General features: G+C 63.6%; 18 protein-coding genes. 8 read left to right on the forward strand and 10 right to left on the reverse strand.

Annotated elements, in window-relative coordinates:
• Positions 1-13 precede the first annotated feature (13 nt).
• The 3 genes from ANI01nite_RS03740 to ANI01nite_RS03750 are packed head-to-tail and all read right to left on the reverse strand — an operon-like array spanning position 14 to position 2,963.
• The gene (locus ANI01nite_RS03740) at positions 14-1,534 is read right to left on the reverse strand and encodes an ABC transporter substrate-binding protein (protein WP_141356126.1); all 1,521 of its coding nucleotides are present in this window, start codon (positions 1,532-1,534) and stop codon (positions 14-16) included.
• Positions 1,535-1,575: 41 nt separating this feature from the next.
• The gene (locus tag ANI01nite_RS03745; protein ID WP_141356128.1) at positions 1,576-2,250 is read right to left on the reverse strand and encodes an ATP-binding cassette domain-containing protein; all 675 of its coding nucleotides are present in this window, start codon (positions 2,248-2,250) and stop codon (positions 1,576-1,578) included.
• On the reverse strand, positions 2,247-2,963 hold the full coding sequence (locus ANI01nite_RS03750) for an ATP-binding cassette domain-containing protein (RefSeq protein WP_141356130.1): 717 nt from the start codon (positions 2,961-2,963) through the stop codon (positions 2,247-2,249). The genes ANI01nite_RS03745 and ANI01nite_RS03750 overlap by 4 nt, the downstream gene beginning before the upstream one ends.
• A 179-nt stretch (positions 2,964-3,142) precedes the next feature.
• On the opposite strand from ANI01nite_RS03750, the gene pstS reads away from it, so the two are divergent.
• Positions 3,143-4,282, forward strand: coding sequence for a phosphate ABC transporter substrate-binding protein PstS (pstS, locus tag ANI01nite_RS03755; protein ID WP_255314389.1), 1,140 nt, complete (start codon positions 3,143-3,145; stop codon positions 4,280-4,282).
• Here the strand turns inward: pstS and ANI01nite_RS03760 are convergent.
• The 4 genes from ANI01nite_RS03760 to ANI01nite_RS03775 form a co-directional block, all read right to left on the reverse strand.
• Positions 4,279-4,920 carry a GntR family transcriptional regulator gene (locus ANI01nite_RS03760; protein ID WP_255314390.1) on the reverse strand — a complete coding sequence of 214 codons (642 nt, stop codon included), beginning with the start codon at positions 4,918-4,920 and terminating at the stop codon, positions 4,279-4,281. The two genes, pstS and ANI01nite_RS03760, sit on opposite strands and share 4 nt — an antisense overlap.
• A gap of 88 nt (positions 4,921-5,008) precedes the next feature.
• The gene (gene tcuA / locus ANI01nite_RS03765; RefSeq protein ID WP_141356132.1) at positions 5,009-6,496 is read right to left on the reverse strand and encodes an FAD-dependent tricarballylate dehydrogenase TcuA; all 1,488 of its coding nucleotides are present in this window, start codon (positions 6,494-6,496) and stop codon (positions 5,009-5,011) included.
• Positions 6,497-6,592: 96 nt separating this feature from the next.
• Positions 6,593-7,357, reverse strand: a complete 765-nt coding sequence (locus tag ANI01nite_RS03770) for a response regulator (RefSeq protein ID WP_141356134.1) — start codon at positions 7,355-7,357, stop codon at positions 6,593-6,595.
• Entirely contained in the window at positions 7,350-8,924 is a 1,575-nt protein-coding gene (locus ANI01nite_RS03775; protein WP_170214559.1) for a sensor histidine kinase, read from the reverse strand. The genes ANI01nite_RS03770 and ANI01nite_RS03775 overlap by 8 nt, the downstream gene beginning before the upstream one ends.
• A 236-nt stretch (positions 8,925-9,160) precedes the next feature.
• Here ANI01nite_RS03775 and ANI01nite_RS03780 point away from each other — a divergent pair, with 236 nt between their 5' ends.
• From ANI01nite_RS03780 to ANI01nite_RS03800, 5 genes are all read left to right on the forward strand, one after another.
• Entirely contained in the window at positions 9,161-10,129 is a 969-nt protein-coding gene (locus ANI01nite_RS03780; protein WP_255314391.1) for a Bug family tripartite tricarboxylate transporter substrate binding protein, read from the forward strand.
• Positions 10,126-10,692 carry a tripartite tricarboxylate transporter TctB family protein gene (locus tag ANI01nite_RS03785; RefSeq protein ID WP_141356140.1) on the forward strand — a complete coding sequence of 189 codons (567 nt, stop codon included), beginning with the start codon at positions 10,126-10,128 and terminating at the stop codon, positions 10,690-10,692. Before ANI01nite_RS03780 ends, ANI01nite_RS03785 begins: the two co-directional genes overlap by 4 nt.
• Positions 10,693-12,234: a tripartite tricarboxylate transporter permease gene (locus ANI01nite_RS03790; RefSeq protein ID WP_141356142.1), complete on the forward strand. Its 1,542-nt coding sequence runs from the start codon at positions 10,693-10,695 to the stop codon at positions 12,232-12,234.
• 130 nt (positions 12,235-12,364) lie between these two features.
• Entirely contained in the window at positions 12,365-12,919 is a 555-nt protein-coding gene (locus tag ANI01nite_RS03795) for a type 1 glutamine amidotransferase domain-containing protein (protein ID WP_141356144.1), read from the forward strand.
• A 159-nt stretch (positions 12,920-13,078) separates the two neighbouring features.
• Positions 13,079-13,468, forward strand: a complete 390-nt coding sequence (locus ANI01nite_RS03800) for a DUF4193 family protein (RefSeq protein WP_141356146.1) — start codon at positions 13,079-13,081, stop codon at positions 13,466-13,468.
• Positions 13,469-13,531: 63 nt separating this feature from the next.
• Here the strand turns inward: ANI01nite_RS03800 and ANI01nite_RS03805 are convergent, their stop codons facing one another.
• From ANI01nite_RS03805 to ANI01nite_RS03815, 3 genes are all read right to left on the reverse strand, one after another.
• Positions 13,532-13,999 (reverse strand): DUF4383 domain-containing protein, encoded by a 468-nt coding sequence (locus ANI01nite_RS03805; protein WP_073707006.1) that lies wholly within the window; start codon positions 13,997-13,999, stop codon positions 13,532-13,534.
• A 154-nt stretch (positions 14,000-14,153) separates the two neighbouring features.
• Positions 14,154-14,852 (reverse strand): hypothetical protein, encoded by a 699-nt coding sequence (locus ANI01nite_RS03810; RefSeq protein ID WP_141356148.1) that lies wholly within the window; start codon positions 14,850-14,852, stop codon positions 14,154-14,156.
• Between the two features lie 178 nt (positions 14,853-15,030).
• Complete coding sequence (locus tag ANI01nite_RS03815) at positions 15,031-15,825, reverse strand: YsnF/AvaK domain-containing protein (RefSeq protein ID WP_141356150.1); 795 nt, start codon at positions 15,823-15,825, stop codon at positions 15,031-15,033.
• A gap of 419 nt (positions 15,826-16,244) precedes the next feature.
• Between ANI01nite_RS03815 and ANI01nite_RS03820 the strand changes: the two genes are divergently transcribed.
• Positions 16,245-17,330, forward strand: a complete 1,086-nt coding sequence (locus ANI01nite_RS03820; RefSeq protein WP_141356152.1) for a carboxylate-amine ligase — start codon at positions 16,245-16,247, stop codon at positions 17,328-17,330.
• A complete protein-coding gene (locus ANI01nite_RS03825; RefSeq protein ID WP_141356154.1) occupies positions 17,302-17,637 on the forward strand; it encodes an MFS transporter in 336 nt (111 codons plus the stop codon). The genes ANI01nite_RS03820 and ANI01nite_RS03825 overlap by 29 nt, the downstream gene beginning before the upstream one ends.
• The last annotated feature ends 12 nt before the right edge of the window (positions 17,638-17,649 follow it).

The following is a 17,649-nucleotide window of genomic DNA, read 5'->3' on the forward strand; positions in this document are numbered from 1 at the left end:
GGCAGCCCGGCCCCTACTCGCTGCCCAGGCGGGTCTGCGCGGTGACCAGCTCGCGTTCGCGCGGATCCTGCGCGGCATCGTGCACGGCAGGGCTCTCGCCCTGGATCACCCGTTCATGCAGCAGCGGGATGGCCGCGTCGGTGCCCAGGATGCGGGCCTCGGCGAGCATGATCTGCTGCTGGCGCTTGGCCCCGGCATCGTTTTGCGCGGCCCGGTCGATGGCTTGCTCCACGTCCTTGTCGCAGAGCTGGGCGATGGCGAAGCCGCCCTCGCAGGTGAAGTCCGAAGCGAAGTACGCCACCGGATCCCCGGAATCCAGCACGGTGGCGCGGGAAAGGATGAAGGCATCGAAGGCCCCGTCCAGCGCATCGGCTTCGATGTACTGGTACTCGCGCACATCCTGCTTCACGATGAATCCGGCAGCTTCCAGCTGCTGCTGGAGGATCACCGCGACTTCCGGCAGTTCGGCGCGGTCGGTGAAGGTTCCCAGGGTGATCTCCACGTCCTGGACCTGCGCGGGTTCGGCGCGCTGGGCCAGCAGCTGCCGGTATTCTTCCGTTTCGCGCAGGCCGGCGGCGTAGGGCAGGGCCGGGCCGAGCAGGCCGTCGGCGCGGTCCGCCCGGTTCTCGTACACGGACTGGATGATGGCGGCCCGGTCAATGGCCTCGCGGGCCGCGGCGCGCACCGCCGGGTCGGCGAAAGGCCCCTTGGCGGTGTTCAGGTACAGCGTATTGGTGCGCGGCATCGGCACTTCGGTGAGCAGCTCCTGATCCACCGAGGCGGCCTGGCCGGCCGGGATGGCCTCGACGATATCCGCTTCCCCGGTGCGCAGCGCGGCGGTGCGCGCGGTGCCATCGGGCACGAACTTCACGTCGATGCCGGCAGCCGCGGCCTTGTCTCCCCAATAATCCTCGTAGCGATCCAGCGTGGCCCCGGACATCCCGTCCACGGCCGTGATCTGGAACGGGCCGGTGCCGTGGCCTGCCGGGTCAACCCCGCTGTCGGTGTAGGCCTCGGGCGCGAAGATGGCCAGCTGCGGGCTGGAGAGCCGCTGGGGCAGCAGCGGGTCGGGATCCGCGGTGGTGATCCGCAGCCCGTGCTCCCCGAGCACCTCCACGTCCAGCGCGGTGCCGTTCAGGATGCGCGGCACCGGGGTGGAATCGATGGCCCGCTGCAGGGAGTTCGCCACCGACGCAGCACCCAGCGGCTGCCCGTTATGGAACGTGACGCCCTTCCGGATGGAGAATTCCCAGACCAGGTCATCGATGCGTTCCCAGCTGGTTGCCAAGGCCGGCTGGGCATCCCCGGACTCATCGAGGGTGACCAGGGTTTCGGCGGTGGACCAGCGCGAGAGCTTGAACGCGTCATCGCTGAGCGGGCTGAGCCCGGAGCGGGGAGGCTGCATGTGGGCCACGGAGATGCGGCCAGTGCTGCCGGCCTGCTCGGCCGCTGCGGAGAAGCAGCCGCTGAGGGCCAGCGTCCCGGCCAGCGGGATGGCGAGCAAGGCCAGTGTTTTCTTGCGGAGTCGATTCATGGGTGCGGTGTCCTTGGAAGATAAGGGAGCGGTCAGGTGGCTTATTGGGCGGGCGGTTGGATGCTGATGGTGCGCGCGCAGTACGCCGCCAGCTGCGGGTCATGGGTGATCAGCAGCAGGGCAATGCCTGAAGCTGCGGCGGTGGAGAGCAGCTGGCCGGCAACGGCCTGGGCGGTGCCAGGATCCAGGGCGCTGGTCGGTTCATCAGCCACGAGCACGCACGGCTTCACCGCCACGGCGCGGGCCAGCGCGGCCCGCTGCAGCTGCCCGCCGGAGAGCTGATGCGGGCGGCGGTCCAGCAGCCCGGGGTCGAACTGGGCCAGCTCGGCGGCCTGGGCAATGAGCGTTGCCGGGTGGGCGGAGGGGAACAGCCGGGTGATGGCGTGCTGCAGCGACGTGCGGATGCTCCAGCGCGGCACGAAGGCGGCGGCGGGATCCTGCGGCACGCCCTGGACCAGCCGGCGGCGTGCCGCCGCATGGCTGCGTTTCGGTGTGCTCCACGGCTCGCCCAGCACCCGGATCTCCCCGGAGTCCGGCAGCCCCAGGCCCAGCACGATGTCGGCCAGGGTGGATTTGCCGGCGCCGGAGGGCCCGGTGATGGCCACGGCTTCGCCCCGCGCCAGCGTGAATCCAATGGGATCCAGGACCAGCCGGCGGGCTTCGCCGTGCCCGCGCCGTGCGCTGAGGTTGGATGCTTCCAGTGCGGGGATGCTCAAGCTGGAACTCGTTCCCCGCGCGGTGCGCTCGCACTGGGACTGGCACTGGCGATCTTTCCGGAGTCCAGAACGAGGTGCCGGGTGGCCAGTGCCCGGGCTGCGGCCGCGTCATGGGTGGACAGCACCAGTGCCTGCCGTTCATCCAGGACCGTACCCAGTAGGTCGAGGACCAGATCGCGGGAGCGGTCATCAAGTGCGCTGGTTGGTTCATCGGCAATGATCACCGGGGCCTGGCTGAGCACTGCCAGCGCTATGGCGGCGCGTTGCGCCTGCCTTCCGGATAATTCAGCGGGACGCCGTGCGAGCAATGACGGATCACCAAGTCCCACGGCGTCCAGCGTGCTGGCAACCTGCTGCGTGCTTGCGCTGGTGGCCTTGCGAAGCTGCCGTCCCAGCGGCAGCAGGGGGTGCAGGGCATCTTGGCCGCGTTGCGGTATGCAGCCAATGCGGGGCGAGCCGGCAACGCGGGTGCCGGAGAATTCCAATCCGGGTGCCCAGTGTCCGGTGATCATGGACAGCAGCAGCGACTTGCCAGCACCCGAGGGGCCGGTGATGACCACGCGCTCGCCGGGAAGAAGCGTGAACTCCTCGATTTCAAGCAGTGCGCGGTTCTCCGCGCGCAGTCCCAGGCGTGCGTTGCGCAGGCGGAACACCGGAGCAGGCGGTTGCTGGGCGCCAGGCGGGCCGGCCGATGGGGAATCCACATAAGTCATAATGAGAATCATTATCACTTAAGCTTTTGCGGCGAGGCAAATCACCCGGACGAGCGTGAGCGGTTGGGAATGCGGTGGGATAGGTGCCGACGGGTTTGAGAAGCGCAAAAATGTTGGGATGATGTTTGACTGGAGTTTACGAACTAGTTGAAATGCACCCCGATGATCCAGGAGCTGTTGTGCGCCCCACCCGCTTTGCCCGTCATTCACTTGCCCGCCGGGCAGGAGCAATCACCGCTTCCAGCCTTGGCTTGGCCTTGCTGCTCTCGGGCTGCGGTTCGGATTATCCGTTGGGGGAGGAGCAGCGCAAGGCCGCCGAAGCGAATACCTCCAACCTGGAAGGCACCCTGACCGGAGGCGGATCCACCGCGCAGAACTCGGCCATGAATGCCTGGAGCACCGAATTCTCCACCCTGCACCCCAAGGTTCAGGTGCAATACGCTTCGGTGGGATCCGGCGCCGGACGCGCAGGACTGCTGGCTGGCGGTACCGAGTTCGCCGGATCCGATGCGTATCTGAAGGACGAGGAAGTCCAGCGTTCCATCGAAACCTGCGGGCCGCAGGGCGCGATCAATATTCCGGCATATATTTCCCCGATCAGCATCGCCTTCAACCTGCCGGGTATCAAGGAATTGAATATGGATGCCGAAACGATCGCCCGGATCTTCTCCGGCGAGATCCGTTCCTGGCAGGACCCTGCCATCGCCAAGCTGAACCCCGAGGTTCAGCTGCCGGATATCCCGGTAACCGGGGTGGCCCGTGCCGATGACTCGGGCACCACGGAGAATTTCACCGAATACCTGCATAGCGTGGTTCCCGAGGTATGGACCCATGAGCCCGATGGCGGCTGGCCGGATGCCACTGGCCTGGAGAAAGCCCAGGGCAATGCCGGTGTGGTGACCACCGTGACCCGCGCTGTCGGAGCGGTCACCTACGCCGACGATTCGCTGGTGGATCAGTCGCTGGGCAAGGTGAAGCTGAAGGTCGGAGATGAATTCGTGGCCGTCAGCGGGGAAGCCGCGGCCAAGGCCGTGGCCGAATCCGAGCGTGTGGAAGGACGAGGGGAGCACGATATCGCCCTGGAACTTGACCGGAAGACCACCGCTGAAGGCGCGTACCCGATGGTGCTGGTCTCCTACCTGCTGTTCTGCAGTGGTTATGAGGATCCGCGGACCGTGGAACTGGTCAAGACCTTCGGGCAGTACGTGGTCAGTGATCAGGGGCAGAAGACGGCGGCTGACTCGGCCAAGAGCGCGCCGATGCCGCAGCAGCTGGCAAAGGAAGCTCGCGAGGCCATCGATTCGATCACTGTGCGCTAGTGCATCAGGTTGGCGAACATCTTCAATCGCATTGCTTTGGCGGTGGCCATATGGTCCTGGATGAGCTCACTTGCCTTCGTGCTGTCGCGCTCGCGGACGTGATTCACAATGAGCTGGTGCTCGTCCAGGGATTCGGTCCAGCGCGAGCCGATGGACAGCGTGGATGATGGGGCATGGATCTGGTGGGTGGCCAGGCGCTCGAGCAGATCTTCGAGTACCGGATTATGCGCAGCGCGCCAGAGCGCGCGGTGGAATTCGATGTTGGTGGCCAAACGGGTGGCATCATCCGGCTCGGCAAGTGAGCGGTCCCGGTCAACCAACGCCTGCAGGCGCATCAGGTCCACTTCGGTGCGCACCGAGGCGGCTTCCTGCGCGGCCTGGCCTTCCAGCAGAATGCGCAGGTCGTAGACCTGCATGATCTGCTCGGGGTCAATTTCCTTGACGAAAAGTCCACGGGCACGGCGCTCCAGCAACCCTTCATGCAGCAGTCGGGTCAAGGCTTCGCGCACCGGGGTGCGGGAGACTCCAAAGCGTTCGGCCAAGGCAACTTCGCGCAGGGCGTCTCCGGGCTGGAATGCCCCTTGCAGCAAGTCGTCCTTGAGCTGGGCATGGATTGAATCCGAATCGAGCTTGGCCATGATTCCCATTCTCGTCTAATGCTGGCTAGCGGGTAAAACTGTTGTTCCGCCGGTACAGGCGTACCGGCGGAACAAGAGCAATTAGTTCTTAGGCAAGGTTACCGGCACGACGGCCGAAGACCACACCTGCTGCCAGGCCGGACCCGCCTGGGTAGTTGGCCGAGAACAGCCCGCCGAGCATCTCTCCGCAGACGAACAGGCCTGGGATGATCTCGCCATCCTCGTTCAGCACCTGGCCGTCGGTGTTGCCCTTCAATCCACCGAAGGTGAAGGTGATGCCGCAAGTGACCGGGTAGGCGTAGAACGGTCCAGTCTCGATGGGGTTGGCCCAGTTGCTCTTCGGTGGAGTCACCTTCGCGGCGCGTCCATCCAGCACATTCGGGTCGTAGGCGATGGAGGTATCGATGGACGCATTGAATTCCGAGACGGTCTTGGACAGTGCCGCCGGATCCACGTTGATCTTCTGCGCCAATTCCTCGATGGTGTCCGCGATGACCTCGGAGATCTCAGGCATTTCGTACTCTTCGGCGCGCAGCATCGGGCGCAGCGAGGCATCGAAGACCTGGTAGGCGATGGAATCCGGCTGCTGCAGGATGACCTTGCCGTACTTGGCGTAGGTCAGGTTGCGGAAGTCGGCGCCTTCGTCCAGGAAGCGCTCTCCGCGGTTGTTCACGATGATGCCCAGCGGATAGGACTGGCGAGTGAGGCGGTTGGTCAGCTCGCGATTGGATTCGTTGTTCGGGGTCAGTGCGTCCCACTGCACCGAGTGGCAGGTGCTCCAGTCCCCGCCCTTAGCGGCGCCGATCTCCAGGCCGGCGGCCAGCATCTCGCCATTATTGAATGGGGTGCCGCGGACCTTGGCGTTCTGCCAGCCTTCGCCCAGGTGCTCCTGGCGCCACTTCGGGCTGGATTCGAAGCCGCCGGCACCGAGGATGACCGACTCGGCGCGCAGTTCCTGCTCCTCGCCGTTGGCGCGGACCTTGACGCCCACGACCTTGCCGTTTTCCACGATCAAGCCGTAGACATCCTGCTCGAAGCGGACTTCGGTGCCCAGCTTCTCGGCGACTGCGAGGTGGTCCTTCATCAGGCCTTCGCCGCCGTCCACGTTGCCCACGTGCAGGCCGCCCCAGAACAGGTAGCCGCCCTCCGGAGTCTCGTAAGCCTGGCGTTCGTACATCAGGCGGTACTTCAGCCCAAGGGACTTGAGCCAGCGCAGCCCGGGAGCCGCTTCCTTGACCAAGACCTCGGTCATTTCCTTGTCGTTGCGGCCCTCGGTCACCTTAGTGATGTCGCCGGCGTAGTCGGCCGCGGTGTAGGGAGGAACTTCTGAGACCGGGTGGCGCTCATCGAATTCAACCAGATCCTGCAAATCTTCCAAGCCGTTGTGCGCAATGCGCGTCGCACCTGCGGTGTAGTAGCTGTTGCCGCCGAACTGGTCGCGAGGAGCCTTCTCCAGGAGCAAGACCTTGCGGCCGCGGGTCACTGCTGCATGCGCTGCGGTGAAGGCGGCGTTGCCACCGCCGACCACAATGACGTCTGCGACGTTGGCACTGGTTTCCTGAACATTGGTTGTCATGGGATGACCTTTCGGAAATGAAGAACGTGGGAAAACGTGGATCCGAAATTAGTGTATACACTAATGTGCATTAAAAGCCAGTAGAGTGCAGAAGAGTTACTTGACCCACGAGTAGCGGTGTTCTGGACGGCCTGCCGAACCGTAGCGCGGGCGCAACTGGGCCTTGCCCGCCTGGACCAGGAAGTCCAGGTAGCGCCGGGCGCTGACCCGCGAGATTCCGCAGATTTCGGCAACCTCCAATGAGGACAAGGTGCCATCCGGCTGGCCCGGAGCGCTGCGCAGCGCTTCGCCAACGAGTGCCATCGTGGGGGCAGTGAAGCCCTTGGGCAGGCGCTCGGTCTGCATGCCGGTAACGGCCCCGGGGGAAAGCTCGAGGACTTCAGCGGATTTCGCGTCCCCGCGTCCGCTGGCGGCCTTGAGCAACTGGTCGATCTCGGCCTGACCCAGTTCATCGATCCGCTCGTCCGGCCTCTCCGCTTCTTCGGGCTGCTCCAAAACGCGCTGGGCGTAGAGCGCCAGGCGCTGCTTGAACTCATCCACGGTAAAGGGCTTGACCAGATAGTCTTCGACACCATGGCCTACCGCTTGGCGCACCGCATCACGTTCATTGTTGGCCGTAATCATGATGACGTGCGCGTCGGAACCAGCCGCGCGCAACTGTGCCAAGACCTCGAGGCCTGTCAGATCCGGCAGATGAACATCCAACAGGATCAGGTCTACTTCGCCGGACTGGACGAAGGGGACTACGCCGGCTCCGCGCTCCAGCACGCCGACCACTTCAAAATGCTCCATGCCCTGCAGGTAGCGGCGGTGCAGCCCGGCCACTGCGAAGTCGTCATCGACCACGAGTGTCTTAATCATTGAAATAATCTCCTTGCAGGGGGATGGAAGCGCTCTGCTTAACCTTAGGTCGCTTCGCCGGAGGCCACGCGGCGATGACTTCGGCACCGCCTAGATCGCTAGATCCGAACTTGAGCACGCCCTCGCGCCGGATGCGGATGCGGTCAACCAGGGCCAAGCCGATGCCCCGTCCGTGGATTGCGCTCTGGGTCCCGGTTTTGCTGCTGACGCCGAGCTGCACGAGGCGGGCTGCATCGCCTTCCTTGATGCCCGGGCCGGAATCGCTCACTGCGATGCGAACGCCGGTCGGCCCTGCATTTAATTGCAAGGACACCTCGCCGCCATCCCCGGCGGCCTCGATGGCGTTGGCCAGCAGGTTCGAGGTGACGGTGATGGCATCGTCGTCAATTGCGCTTCCGGGCGCCACAGCGGAGAACGGATGCAGCTCCAGCCGGACCCCGGCTTCGCCGGCCACCGCCTGCTTGGCAATGAAGAGCGCTGAGAGGGTGGGGTCGCCCAGGTGCATTTCCGGATGCTCGCCGCGAGCACCGGTGAAGCGCTGGATATGCTCCTTGGCTTCCTCGTATTCGCCAATGGACATCAGTCCCGAGAGCAGGTGCAGGCGGTTGGTGAATTCGTGCGCCTGCGCGCGCAGCGTATCGGTCAGGGATTTCTGTCCGCGCAGCTCGCGCAAGGTATCTTCCAGCTCGGTATGGTCGGTCAGCGTCAGCGTGCGTCCGTAATTCTTCGGCCCCAGCATCGCCTCGCGGCGGTTGGCGATCAGCACGCGTTCCCCGGAGAGCACATTCTGCACCGATTCGGCCTTGGGGGAGTCGCTGCGCAGCAGGTCCACGAGGCTTTGGTCCAGGACCTCTTCGACCTGCTGGCCCACGGCATTTTCGGGAAGCTCAAGCAACCGCCGCGCTTCATCGTTGACCAACGAGAGCCGGCCGGTGCCATCCACGCCCAGCACGCCATCGCTGACTGAGTAGAGCACGGCCTGCTGCGCCTGCTTCAGCGAATCGACTTCTTCTGGATCGACGCGGTAGATCCTGCGGATGGCCCGTTCCACCAAGGCGGCCGCGAGGCTGCCGATGGCTACGGCCAGAACAATCCAGGGTGCGAAGGCCCAGACGACATCAACGAGGCTGGCACGCACCTTGCTTTGGAGGATGCCCACGGAAATGGTGCCGACGATTTCCCCATTCTCATAGACGGGCTGCTTGACCCGCAGGGTGACCCCCAAGGGCCCTTCTTCGACGCCCCTGAAGGTCTCGCCACGGCGGATGGTTTCATGATCGGAAGATACCGGCTGGCCGATGGCCTCGGGGTCGGGGTGGGCGACGCGGATGCCATTCAAGTCGGCAATGGTCACGTAATCCACGCCCGATACCGACTCGGCCAGATGGGCCAACGGGGCAACCACCTTGGCCGCGTTTGCCGGATCCTCGGCCAGCGCGCTGCCGATAGGAGCCAGCTGGGCGGTTTCCTCGGCCACCGTGGCTACACGGGAAAACGCGTTGTTCTCCACCCGGTTGATCTCGACACGCATCACGATCACCGACACCGCCAACAGCGTGATCAGCACGATGGCCAATTGCAGAAACAGGACGCGTATGCGGAAGCGTCGGTTTTTCTTTATCCATTGCATCGCGGACCTGCCTGCTCCCGTTGTTTTTATTTTCTTAATTGCCCGTTATGACCAGAACCACATTTTCGGTGTGCTTCGGCTCACTTTCCTTGCACACTTGGAAGGGCCGCGCCGGGAATCGGTGAGGTGAATCACTAGCATTGAGGTTACGGAAAATGGTGAACAAACGCATCTTGAGCCGCTCCCTTTACGGAGTTGCCGTCGTGGCGGTAGCGGGACTCGCATTCACCAACGCAGCAGCGTCGGGCGGAGAGTCCTCGGCGAGGAACAAGTTGGTCATCATGGCCCCTGCCTCGCCCGGCGGCGGTTGGGACGGCTTCTCTCGTGAAGCGCAACAGGCACTGAAATCCATCGGCGCGGTCAACAACGTGCAGGTAACGAACATCCCCGGAGCCGGCGGCACCATCGGCCTGAGCCAGTTCGTGCAGATGACCGGACGCCATGACATGCTCATGGCCACCGGCGGCGTCATGGTTGGTGCCATCGAGCTGGCCGACTCCGAGGCCACCATGAAGGACGTGGAGCTGATTGCCCGCATGTCCGATGACTACGCCGCACTGGTAGTTCCGGCTAAGTCCAAGATCAAGACCCTGGACGAGTTCGTCGAGGCATGGAAAAAGGACCCGGGGGGAACCTCGATTGCCGGCGGTTCGCTAGGATCCATCGACCACCTGCTCACTGGCAAGGTAGCCCAGGAAGTGGGGATAGATCCTGCCAAGGCCAATTACATCGCCTACTCTGGCGGCGGCGAGGCCCTGACTTCCATGCTTGCAGGCACCACCGCCGGCGGCATGTCGGGCTACAACGAGGTAGCCGATCAGATTGAAGCCGGAAATCTGCGTGCGCTAGCCATTTCCTCCGAAGAACGCTTGCCAAGCGTAGACATTCCCACCTTCAAGGAACAGGGTGTCGATGCAGTTATGGCGAACTGGCGCGGCTTCTCCGCCGCCCCGGGCATCACAGAAGAGGACAAGCAAGTCTTCGTGGAGATGGTCCATGAAATCCACGAATCCGAGCAGTGGAAAGATGCACTGGAACGCAACAACTGGACCGACAGCTTCATGATCGGCAAGGAATTCGAAGAGTACGTGGACAGCGAAATCGAAGTCACGGCACAAATCATCAAGGGACTGGGACTATGAGCATTCAAGCACCCCAATCAACGCAGGGCACCAGCAACGCTACCGGCACCCGCCGTGCGCACAACTCTGCTCCGGGCTTCTTCAGCGGGCGCAGCGAACTGATCGTACCGGCACTGGTGCTGCTGCTCGCGCTCTTCCTGACCTGGCAGACCGCCACCATGGAGGTATTGGGCAAGTCGGTCCCCGGACCGCAGTTCTTCCCAACCATCGTGTGCATTCTGCTCTATGGCGTGGTCATTGCCCACACCATCCAGATCCTCCGCGCACCGCGTGGTGGCGCAGCCGTAAAGGTTGAAACGGCAAAGCAGTACAAGACCCAGTCGGACTGGAAAACCATGGGCATGGTGATTGCCGGCGTCATCGTCTTCATCCTGGTCCTGCCTTACGCAGGCTGGATCATCAGCGCAGCGGCACTGTTCTGGATCGTTGCCCGCGCGCTGGGCAGCAAGAAAGCACTGATGGACGTGAGCATCGCCTTGCTCTTCTCCTCGGTCATCCAGCTGGCATTCAACGCAGGACTGGGATTGAACCTGCCTTCGGGATTCTTGGAAGGACTGCTCTAGATGGAACAGATCAATCTGCTGCTTGAGGGATTCTCAAACGCACTGACCCCAATGAACTTGCTGTGGGTGCTGCTCGGCGCCCTGCTGGGCACCGCCGTGGGCGTGCTGCCAGGCCTGGGCTCGGCGATGGCCGTGGCACTACTGTTGCCTATTACCTTCTCGCTGGATCCCACCGCCGCATTCATCATGTTCGCCGGTGTCTACTACGGTGGCCTGTTCGGCGATTCCACCTCAGGCATCCTGCTCAATACGCCAGGCAATTCCTCGGCCATCGCCTCGACCTTCGAAGGGCACCGGATGGCCCGTAACGGTTTGGCCGCCAAGGCCCTGGCAACCGCGGCTGTTGGAGCGTTCATGGGCGGCCTGCTGGCTACCACCGTCGTGGTGTTCTTCGCCCCGACCCTGGTGAAACTGGCCACCGCATTCGGCCCGGCCGAATACTTTGCCCTGGCGGTCTTCGCCTTCCTGGCCATCTCCTCGGTAGTTTCCGATTCCATCGTCAAGGGCTTGGTGGCCCTGGGCATAGGGCTGGTCTTGGCCATGGTTGGCGTGGACGGCCCTTCGGGAACCATCCGCTACACCCTGGGCCTGCCGCAGCTCTTTGACGGTATCTCCATTGTGGTGATCACCGTGGGTCTGCTGGCCTTGGGCGAAGTGCTGCATATTGCCTCGCGGATCCACCGCGATCCGGAAGCCGACAAGATCAAGCCGAGCGGTCGCCCGCGCCTGCACCGGCACGACATCAAGAAGGCCCTGCCAGCATGGCTGCGCGGAACCGCCTTCGGCCTGCCCTTCGGCATCATTCCAGCCGGCGGCTCCGAGGTTCCGACCTTCCTGGCCTACGGTACCGAGAAGCGCCTGGCTCAGCGCCGCGGAGATATCGAATTCGGGCAGATGGGCTCCATCCGAGGCGTCGCCGCCCCGGAAGCCGCCGCCAACGCCACCGCTGGCACCGCCATGGGCGCCCTGCTCGCTCTGGGCCTGCCAACCAGCGCTACCGCAGCGATCATGATCGCTGCTTTCCAGCAGTACGGCATGCAGCCGGGCCCGCTGCTGTTCGAGCGCAGCGGCCCCATGGTGTGGACGCTGCTGGCCTCGCTGTTCATCGGACTGGTGATCCTGCTGGTCATGAACATGCAGTTCGCGGTGCTATGGGCCAAGCTGCTGCTGGTCCCGCGCCACTACCTGTACGCGGGCATTACCGTGCTCTCAGTCCTCGGCGTCTACGCGATCAGCGCCGCGCTGCTGGATCTGTGGATCCTGCTGGGCGTGGGACTGCTTGGCTTCGTGATGCGCCGCTACGAGATCCCGCTGGCACCGGTACTGATCGCGGTGATCCTCGGACCGCTGGCCGAAACCGAGCTGCGCCGTGCGCTGACCGTGTCAGAAGGCGATATTGGAATCCTGGTGGACAGCTCCATCACGGTCATCCTCTACACCGTCCTCGCGCTGGCCCTTGCATTCACCGGCATCAAGCACATGCGCGAGAAGAAGAAGGCCAAAGCCCTGGCCGAGGAGCAGGGCCAGCCGGCCAACGCCTGAGCATCCTATGCCCTGCGCAGCAGGCAACGTCCCCCATTCGCAGCCGGCAGCTTGATGCTTCCTGAGTGCGGCTTGCCTTCGTTGGTTGCGCAAAGCACAGTGGGCAGTGGTCGATGAAAGGAGCATGAATATGCCAGATCTAGCAGGCAAGAAAGTCCTTGCGGTAGTTTCCAACCGCGGAGTCGAGCAGGATGAGCTGAAGAAGCCAGTGGAGCACTTGCGCCAAGCCGGTGCTGAGGTGGTGATCGCGGCCCCAGAGGCCGGCCAGGTCAAGTCGCTGGTTGGCGATTGGGATCTGGGGGAGGTCTTCGAAGCCAGCGAAGCACTGGCGGCAGTGGACGAGCAGGATTTCGACCTGCTGCTGATCCCCGGCGGAACGCTGAATGCCGACAACCTCCGCTTGGACGCCGACGCCCAGCGCATTGCCAAGTCCTTTGCCGGTTCAGGCCGGCCGATCGCTTCCATCTGCCATGGGCCATGGCTGCTGGTGGAAACCGGATTGGCCAAGGACAAGACCTTGACCTCGTACACCTCGATCAAGACCGATGTGGTCAATGCCGGCGGCACCTGGAAGGACGAACAGGTTTTCCGCTGCCCGGCGAACGGCTACGTGCTGATTACCTCGCGTAATCCGGACGACCTCGACGCGTTCAGCAGTGCCATTGCCGAGGAGCTCAGCTCCTAGCAATTGCCGCCAGCCGGCCAAGCCGCCGTCGAAGCCAGCCTTCCGGACGGCGGCTTCGCTGCGCTGGGACCAAAGCCCGCCATCCACGGCTTTGGCGATCGAAGGGCACGCCACTACGTTGTGGTTGTCGCGTATTTTCCCACCTGTGGAGGCAGGAACATGGCTGCAGATTATGACGAGGTTCGTCCGGATTTCGCCGCGGCGTCCGAGAAGACGCTCAAGGACGTGCAACAAGCCGATGCCCCCGACGCGAAGAGCGTTGCGGCCGAGCTTGAAGAAACCGACCTTTCCGATGGCGTGGAGCTCCCTGGCGCCATCGTCGAGGAAGAGCTGAGCGTTGAAGTCCTTCCGCAAGCAGCGGATGAGTTCCTCTGCGCCAGCTGCTTCACTATCCGCCATCGCAGCCAAGCCGTGCAGAAGACTGGCCTAGGCGTCATCTGCCGCGACGGCGACAGCGAACTCGCTTGGATTCCTGGGATTCCCGGTGTCTGGCGGTCTCGGCTTTTCGAACCGTTGCGTGTAGCGAAGGCGCTGAGGGCTTTGCCATGAACTGCATTGACGAAGCGGGCACCCCGCATGCCGGGGTGCCCGCTTCGGCAATTCATCGTCTGGTCATGCCGCGTACGGGTCCCGAGGCTGTCCGGCCGCCTTGCGGGAGAGGAACAATCCCAAGGCAATCATGAGCGCACCGAGCCCGAGATGCAGCCAGTTATCTGCATCATTCAGGGGAATGAAGTTGGCGGCACTGTCGAAATCAATGACCAGCCCGTAGACCCACAAGACCAGGTAGATGATTCCGCCGCCGATGAGGTAGCTGCGGGCAGCAGGCACGGTCCGAGCCATCAGGTAGCCGGCGACACCGAAGAGCAGATGCACGGCATTGTGCAGGTACGAGACCTGGAAGATTCCCAGCAGCTTGGCCTCGGAGTGGTGGCCGGCACCTGAGAGCGATGCGTAGTTGGTGGTGATTCCCGGAATGAATCCGAGGACTCCGACCAGGAAGAACACGATGCCGACCGCTAATGCGGCCTTTTGCACCAGCGGACGTGTTGCTATGACAGGATCTTTTGGATGTTCCATGATCTTGCTCCTTCATTCTGGCTGTTGCGATCGGAAGGAAACGTTGGCCAGGCATGCTGGCCGCCGTCATGCAAGCCACGCTAGGGGATTGCCGACTGGATGGCACGCGAATCTTCCAGTACCTAGGGAACGTCCAGAATCGGTGGTGCGCAGATCACTGGTGCCGCGGTGCGTGATCCTCGCTCTTCGCTTCGTCTTGCGTCTGGAGGAAGAACGCGCCGAGTGAGCCTGCCAAGGTAGCGAACACCACCACGGAGTAGCTCGCCAAGATCAGCTGCAGGGCTTTGGAGAACGTATCCGTGCTGGTGATCCCGGAGCCGGTAATCGTTGCCATGGCGGTCTCGTACAGTGCCGAAGAATAGTCGCTGGTCGATTCCATTGCGTAGAGCAGTTGGCTGGAGGCAAGGATGACCACGGCGGTCACCGCAGCCAGCCAGCCGATGCGGCCGCTGAGCAACCTGCCTGCGGAGCGCGAACCGCGGACCCCTGCCGAGAGGATGCCGCTCACCCGGGCGGCACGGCCCACCCGCAGCAGGCGGGAGGCCTGGAAAGCGCGCAGAAAACGCAAGAAAGGGAACAGCAGGAACAGCACCTGCCACCAGTTGCGGCGCCAGAAATCAGCTTGGGACCTGGCGATGATCGCCCGCAAGGCGAATTCAGCAGCGAAGATTGCCCAGAAAATCCATCCTGCGATGGCCAGCGTCCGGGTCCAGAACGGGTCGGTCACCAGCAACTGCCCGAGAACCACAAAGAGGAAGATCACGCCGAGCATCCCCATGGGACGGTCCAGGCGCGTGGCAAGCAGCTCGGCCTGTTCCCACCGGTAGATCCGGTGTCCTTTTTGTTTCGCCATGGTGCTTGCCTCCTTGGATCCCGAATCTAACCGGGTGCGGCAATGGATTCGAGGGCAACGGCGGATACCCAGCATGCTTCCGGAAAACGGATCGGGGCGGAACCCGGCACCCGCCTGATTCCGCCCCGATCACCGCTGCGTGCAGGTTCAGCTCCTGCGCTAAGCCAGCGCGCCGGCGCTAGCGGGTCTGCCGGCCGCCTTCCCAGCCCTCGGCTTGCGCCTGTTCCATGCGCAATTGCGCTTCGCGGCGCTCTTCCTCGGTGATTGCTTCCTCTTCCAGGCTGACTCGCTCGACCGGATCAACAGCCTTCTTTGCAGCGGGGCGTTCCTCGTCCAAGGCCACCTTCTGCTCGTCCCCAGCCAGTTCGCCGCTTGTGCCGGCGGCTGCGGCATCCGTGATGGGCTCGCGCTCATGCCGCGCTTCCCCATGGCTTAACGGCACGGTGGTTGCCGCATCCCGGGTGGCTACGTGCTTGCGCAGGCGCACTTTGCCGGTTTCCACGCCTTCGGTACCCACCTGCGGCTGCTCCTCGGAACGGACGGCAGAGGACCTGGGAGCGCCGGCTCCCGGACCGCGCACGTCTTCCCGCGAATACTCGGCGCGGGCATCGGTGTCCGGGACGCCCGGCTGCACGGCGGCCTGGTCCGCTTCATGATAGGACAGGCTGTAGTAGTGGTAGAGCTCCTGCTCCTGCTCTGGCGTGAGCTGGCCCTCGGGGTCGATGTTCGGGGCGTCCTTGACGGTCTGCTTGTCATAGGGCACCGAGAGCGTATCGCCTGCGACGGTCGCCTGGCTGAGCGGAACGAAGCTCTCGGAGAGGCCGAAGAGTCCGGTGCGGACAGTCGCCCATTCCGGCTGCCCGCTGCGGTCATCAAGGAAAATCTGGCCGAATTTGCCGATCTTCTGGCCGTCGGGGCCAATGACGGTGCCGCCAATTGCGCTGAGTTCCTGAAGCTGTTCTGTGCTGATCATGGCTCTGTCCTCCTGCTGCGTTCGACTTCGGATCAATCCAGTAATCTCGATCCGGCTGGCCAGTAGCCGGCCGGGTGAAGCTGCGCCTCCAGTTGGGCGTGACAGCCCGCAACTCTGCGTCTTGCGGTGCTTTGCCGAGCCGCGGTGAATCGATCGTCGCACACTACGCAAGCGCCCGCACCGGGGCTTGTACTTGCATGGCCGCAAGCTCGGTAGCAGCTGTGAAAAGCAGGCAGCAGGTGCCCGGGGCAGCCATCGGGCGTAGGGCCAGAACGTGAACGAGTGCCTGTGGACAGCCGCGTGTGTCGCTGCGGCGAAGCTGGAAAATCGCTGGGTTTCGTGCCTGGAACGGCCGTCCCGGCTAGCTGCGGTCTAATGTTCAGTTCGTACTGCTGCCCAGAGAAGGCGAACCAGCATCCATGAACAGGACCTTTGGGATCGAGGAGGAATTCTTCCTCGTGGATCCGGCAACTGCCGCCCCGGTGCCGATGTCCGATCGGCTCAGCTCCCAGCTGCTTGGCCTGGAACTGCCGGGCACCACGGTCCACCGTGAACTGCTGGCCAGCCAGCTGGAAATCGTCACCGGAATCTGCGCCTCCGCGGACGAAGCCCTGGAAGCGCTGGTGCGGCGACGCGCCGCCATTGAGCGGATATGCCGCGAACACCAGGTGCTTCCCTTTGCTTCTGGAACGGCGCTGCAGCTGCCGAGCGCTACGGACTTCACCAAGGGCCAGCGCTACGCAACCATCCACGAGTTCGTCCCGGGGATCGCCCGCGAGCATTTCATCAACGGACTGCACATCCATGTGCATATCCCGGATGCCGCAGCCGGAGTCCGGGCGCTGAATGCCTTGCGCGGCTGGTTGCCGCTGATTGCGGGAATTGGCGCGAACTCTCCCATCTGGAACGGGGAACTGACGGGTTTCGCGTCATGGCGGACGGTGCACTACCGCAGATGGTCTGCGACAGGCATTCCGCCGGCTTTTGCGACAGTGCATGAATACCAGCAGCGGGTGGAGGACATGATTGCTTCCGGGTCGCTGCTCGATCCGGGCCACATTAGCTGGGTCGCCCGCTTGTCGGTGAACCATCCGACCATTGAAGTCCGCGCTGCGGACACGCAGATGACAGCCGGCGAATCCGTGGCCCTGGCCCTGCTCATCCGGGCCATTGTGGATACCGCCTCGGAAACTGACGGCTCTGCCGTCACGGCAGCATCCGAAGTGCTTGACCTGGGCCTGTGGCAAGCGGCGAAATCGGGAGTGGATGGCACTTATTTCGATAGCGAATCCAGGACCACCGTGCCTGTCAAGGCCGTGATCCAACGGGTGCTCGACTATACGGGCCGTGCATTGCATCGCAATGGCGATGAACAGTTCGTAGCCATTTACCTGGACTCGCTCGCCACTTTCGGAAATGGAGCCACGCGCCAACGCGAGAGCTGGAACCAGGGAGGTGCGAAGCAGGTAGCCGCTGATGCTGCCAAGCTGTTCGCGCAAGCCTGACAAGTACGGCCGCCGAGCGGTACTGATCGTCCATCCAGGTGCTGATGGGCGTCGGCACCTCATTGGTGAGCTAGCTTTCCACCTATGCGAGCATCGGCATCGGGCTCCGATTCTCCTGAGCGTCCTGCACAAGGTGCTGGGCTTCTCCGCCGGCGGCGAGTGGGGAGGTGCGACATTGATGGCGGCGGAGGACGCGCCGGATCATGTGCGCGGCAAATTCGGGGTCTTCCCGCAACTCGGGGTTCCGGCAAGCATGCTGCTGGCCTCCGCGGTCAGCGCCATATTTGCTGCCGTAGTTTCCCCTTAGCGGTTCATGGCT

This window comes from Glutamicibacter nicotianae (genome assembly GCF_006539525.1).
Taxonomy (GTDB): domain Bacteria; phylum Actinomycetota; class Actinomycetes; order Actinomycetales; family Micrococcaceae; genus Glutamicibacter; species Glutamicibacter nicotianae.

Coding starts and splice junctions, on each gene's coding strand:
- ANI01nite_RS03740 (WP_141356126.1), bottom strand. CDS start 1,534: ATGAATCGACTCCGCAAGAAAACACTGGCCTTGCTCGCCATCCCGCTG.
- ANI01nite_RS03750 (WP_141356130.1), bottom strand. CDS start 2,963: ATGACTTATGTGGATTCCCCATCGGCCGGCCCGCCTGGCGCCCAGCAA.
- ANI01nite_RS03760 (WP_255314390.1), bottom strand. CDS start 4,920: ATGGCCAAGCTCGATTCGGATTCAATCCATGCCCAGCTCAAGGACGAC.
- tcuA (WP_141356132.1), bottom strand. CDS start 6,496: ATGACAACCAATGTTCAGGAAACCAGTGCCAACGTCGCAGACGTCATT.
- ANI01nite_RS03770 (WP_141356134.1), bottom strand. CDS start 7,357: ATGATTAAGACACTCGTGGTCGATGACGACTTCGCAGTGGCCGGGCTG.
- ANI01nite_RS03785 (WP_141356140.1), top strand. CDS start 10,126: ATGAGCATTCAAGCACCCCAATCAACGCAGGGCACCAGCAACGCTACC.
- ANI01nite_RS03790 (WP_141356142.1), top strand. CDS start 10,693: ATGGAACAGATCAATCTGCTGCTTGAGGGATTCTCAAACGCACTGACC.
- ANI01nite_RS03795 (WP_141356144.1), top strand. CDS start 12,365: ATGCCAGATCTAGCAGGCAAGAAAGTCCTTGCGGTAGTTTCCAACCGC.
- ANI01nite_RS03800 (WP_141356146.1), top strand. CDS start 13,079: ATGGCTGCAGATTATGACGAGGTTCGTCCGGATTTCGCCGCGGCGTCC.
- ANI01nite_RS03805 (WP_073707006.1), bottom strand. CDS start 13,999: ATGGAACATCCAAAAGATCCTGTCATAGCAACACGTCCGCTGGTGCAA.
- ANI01nite_RS03810 (WP_141356148.1), bottom strand. CDS start 14,852: ATGGCGAAACAAAAAGGACACCGGATCTACCGGTGGGAACAGGCCGAG.
- ANI01nite_RS03815 (WP_141356150.1), bottom strand. CDS start 15,825: ATGATCAGCACAGAACAGCTTCAGGAACTCAGCGCAATTGGCGGCACC.
- ANI01nite_RS03820 (WP_141356152.1), top strand. CDS start 16,245: ATGAACAGGACCTTTGGGATCGAGGAGGAATTCTTCCTCGTGGATCCG.
- ANI01nite_RS03825 (WP_141356154.1), top strand. CDS start 17,302: ATGCTGCCAAGCTGTTCGCGCAAGCCTGACAAGTACGGCCGCCGAGCG.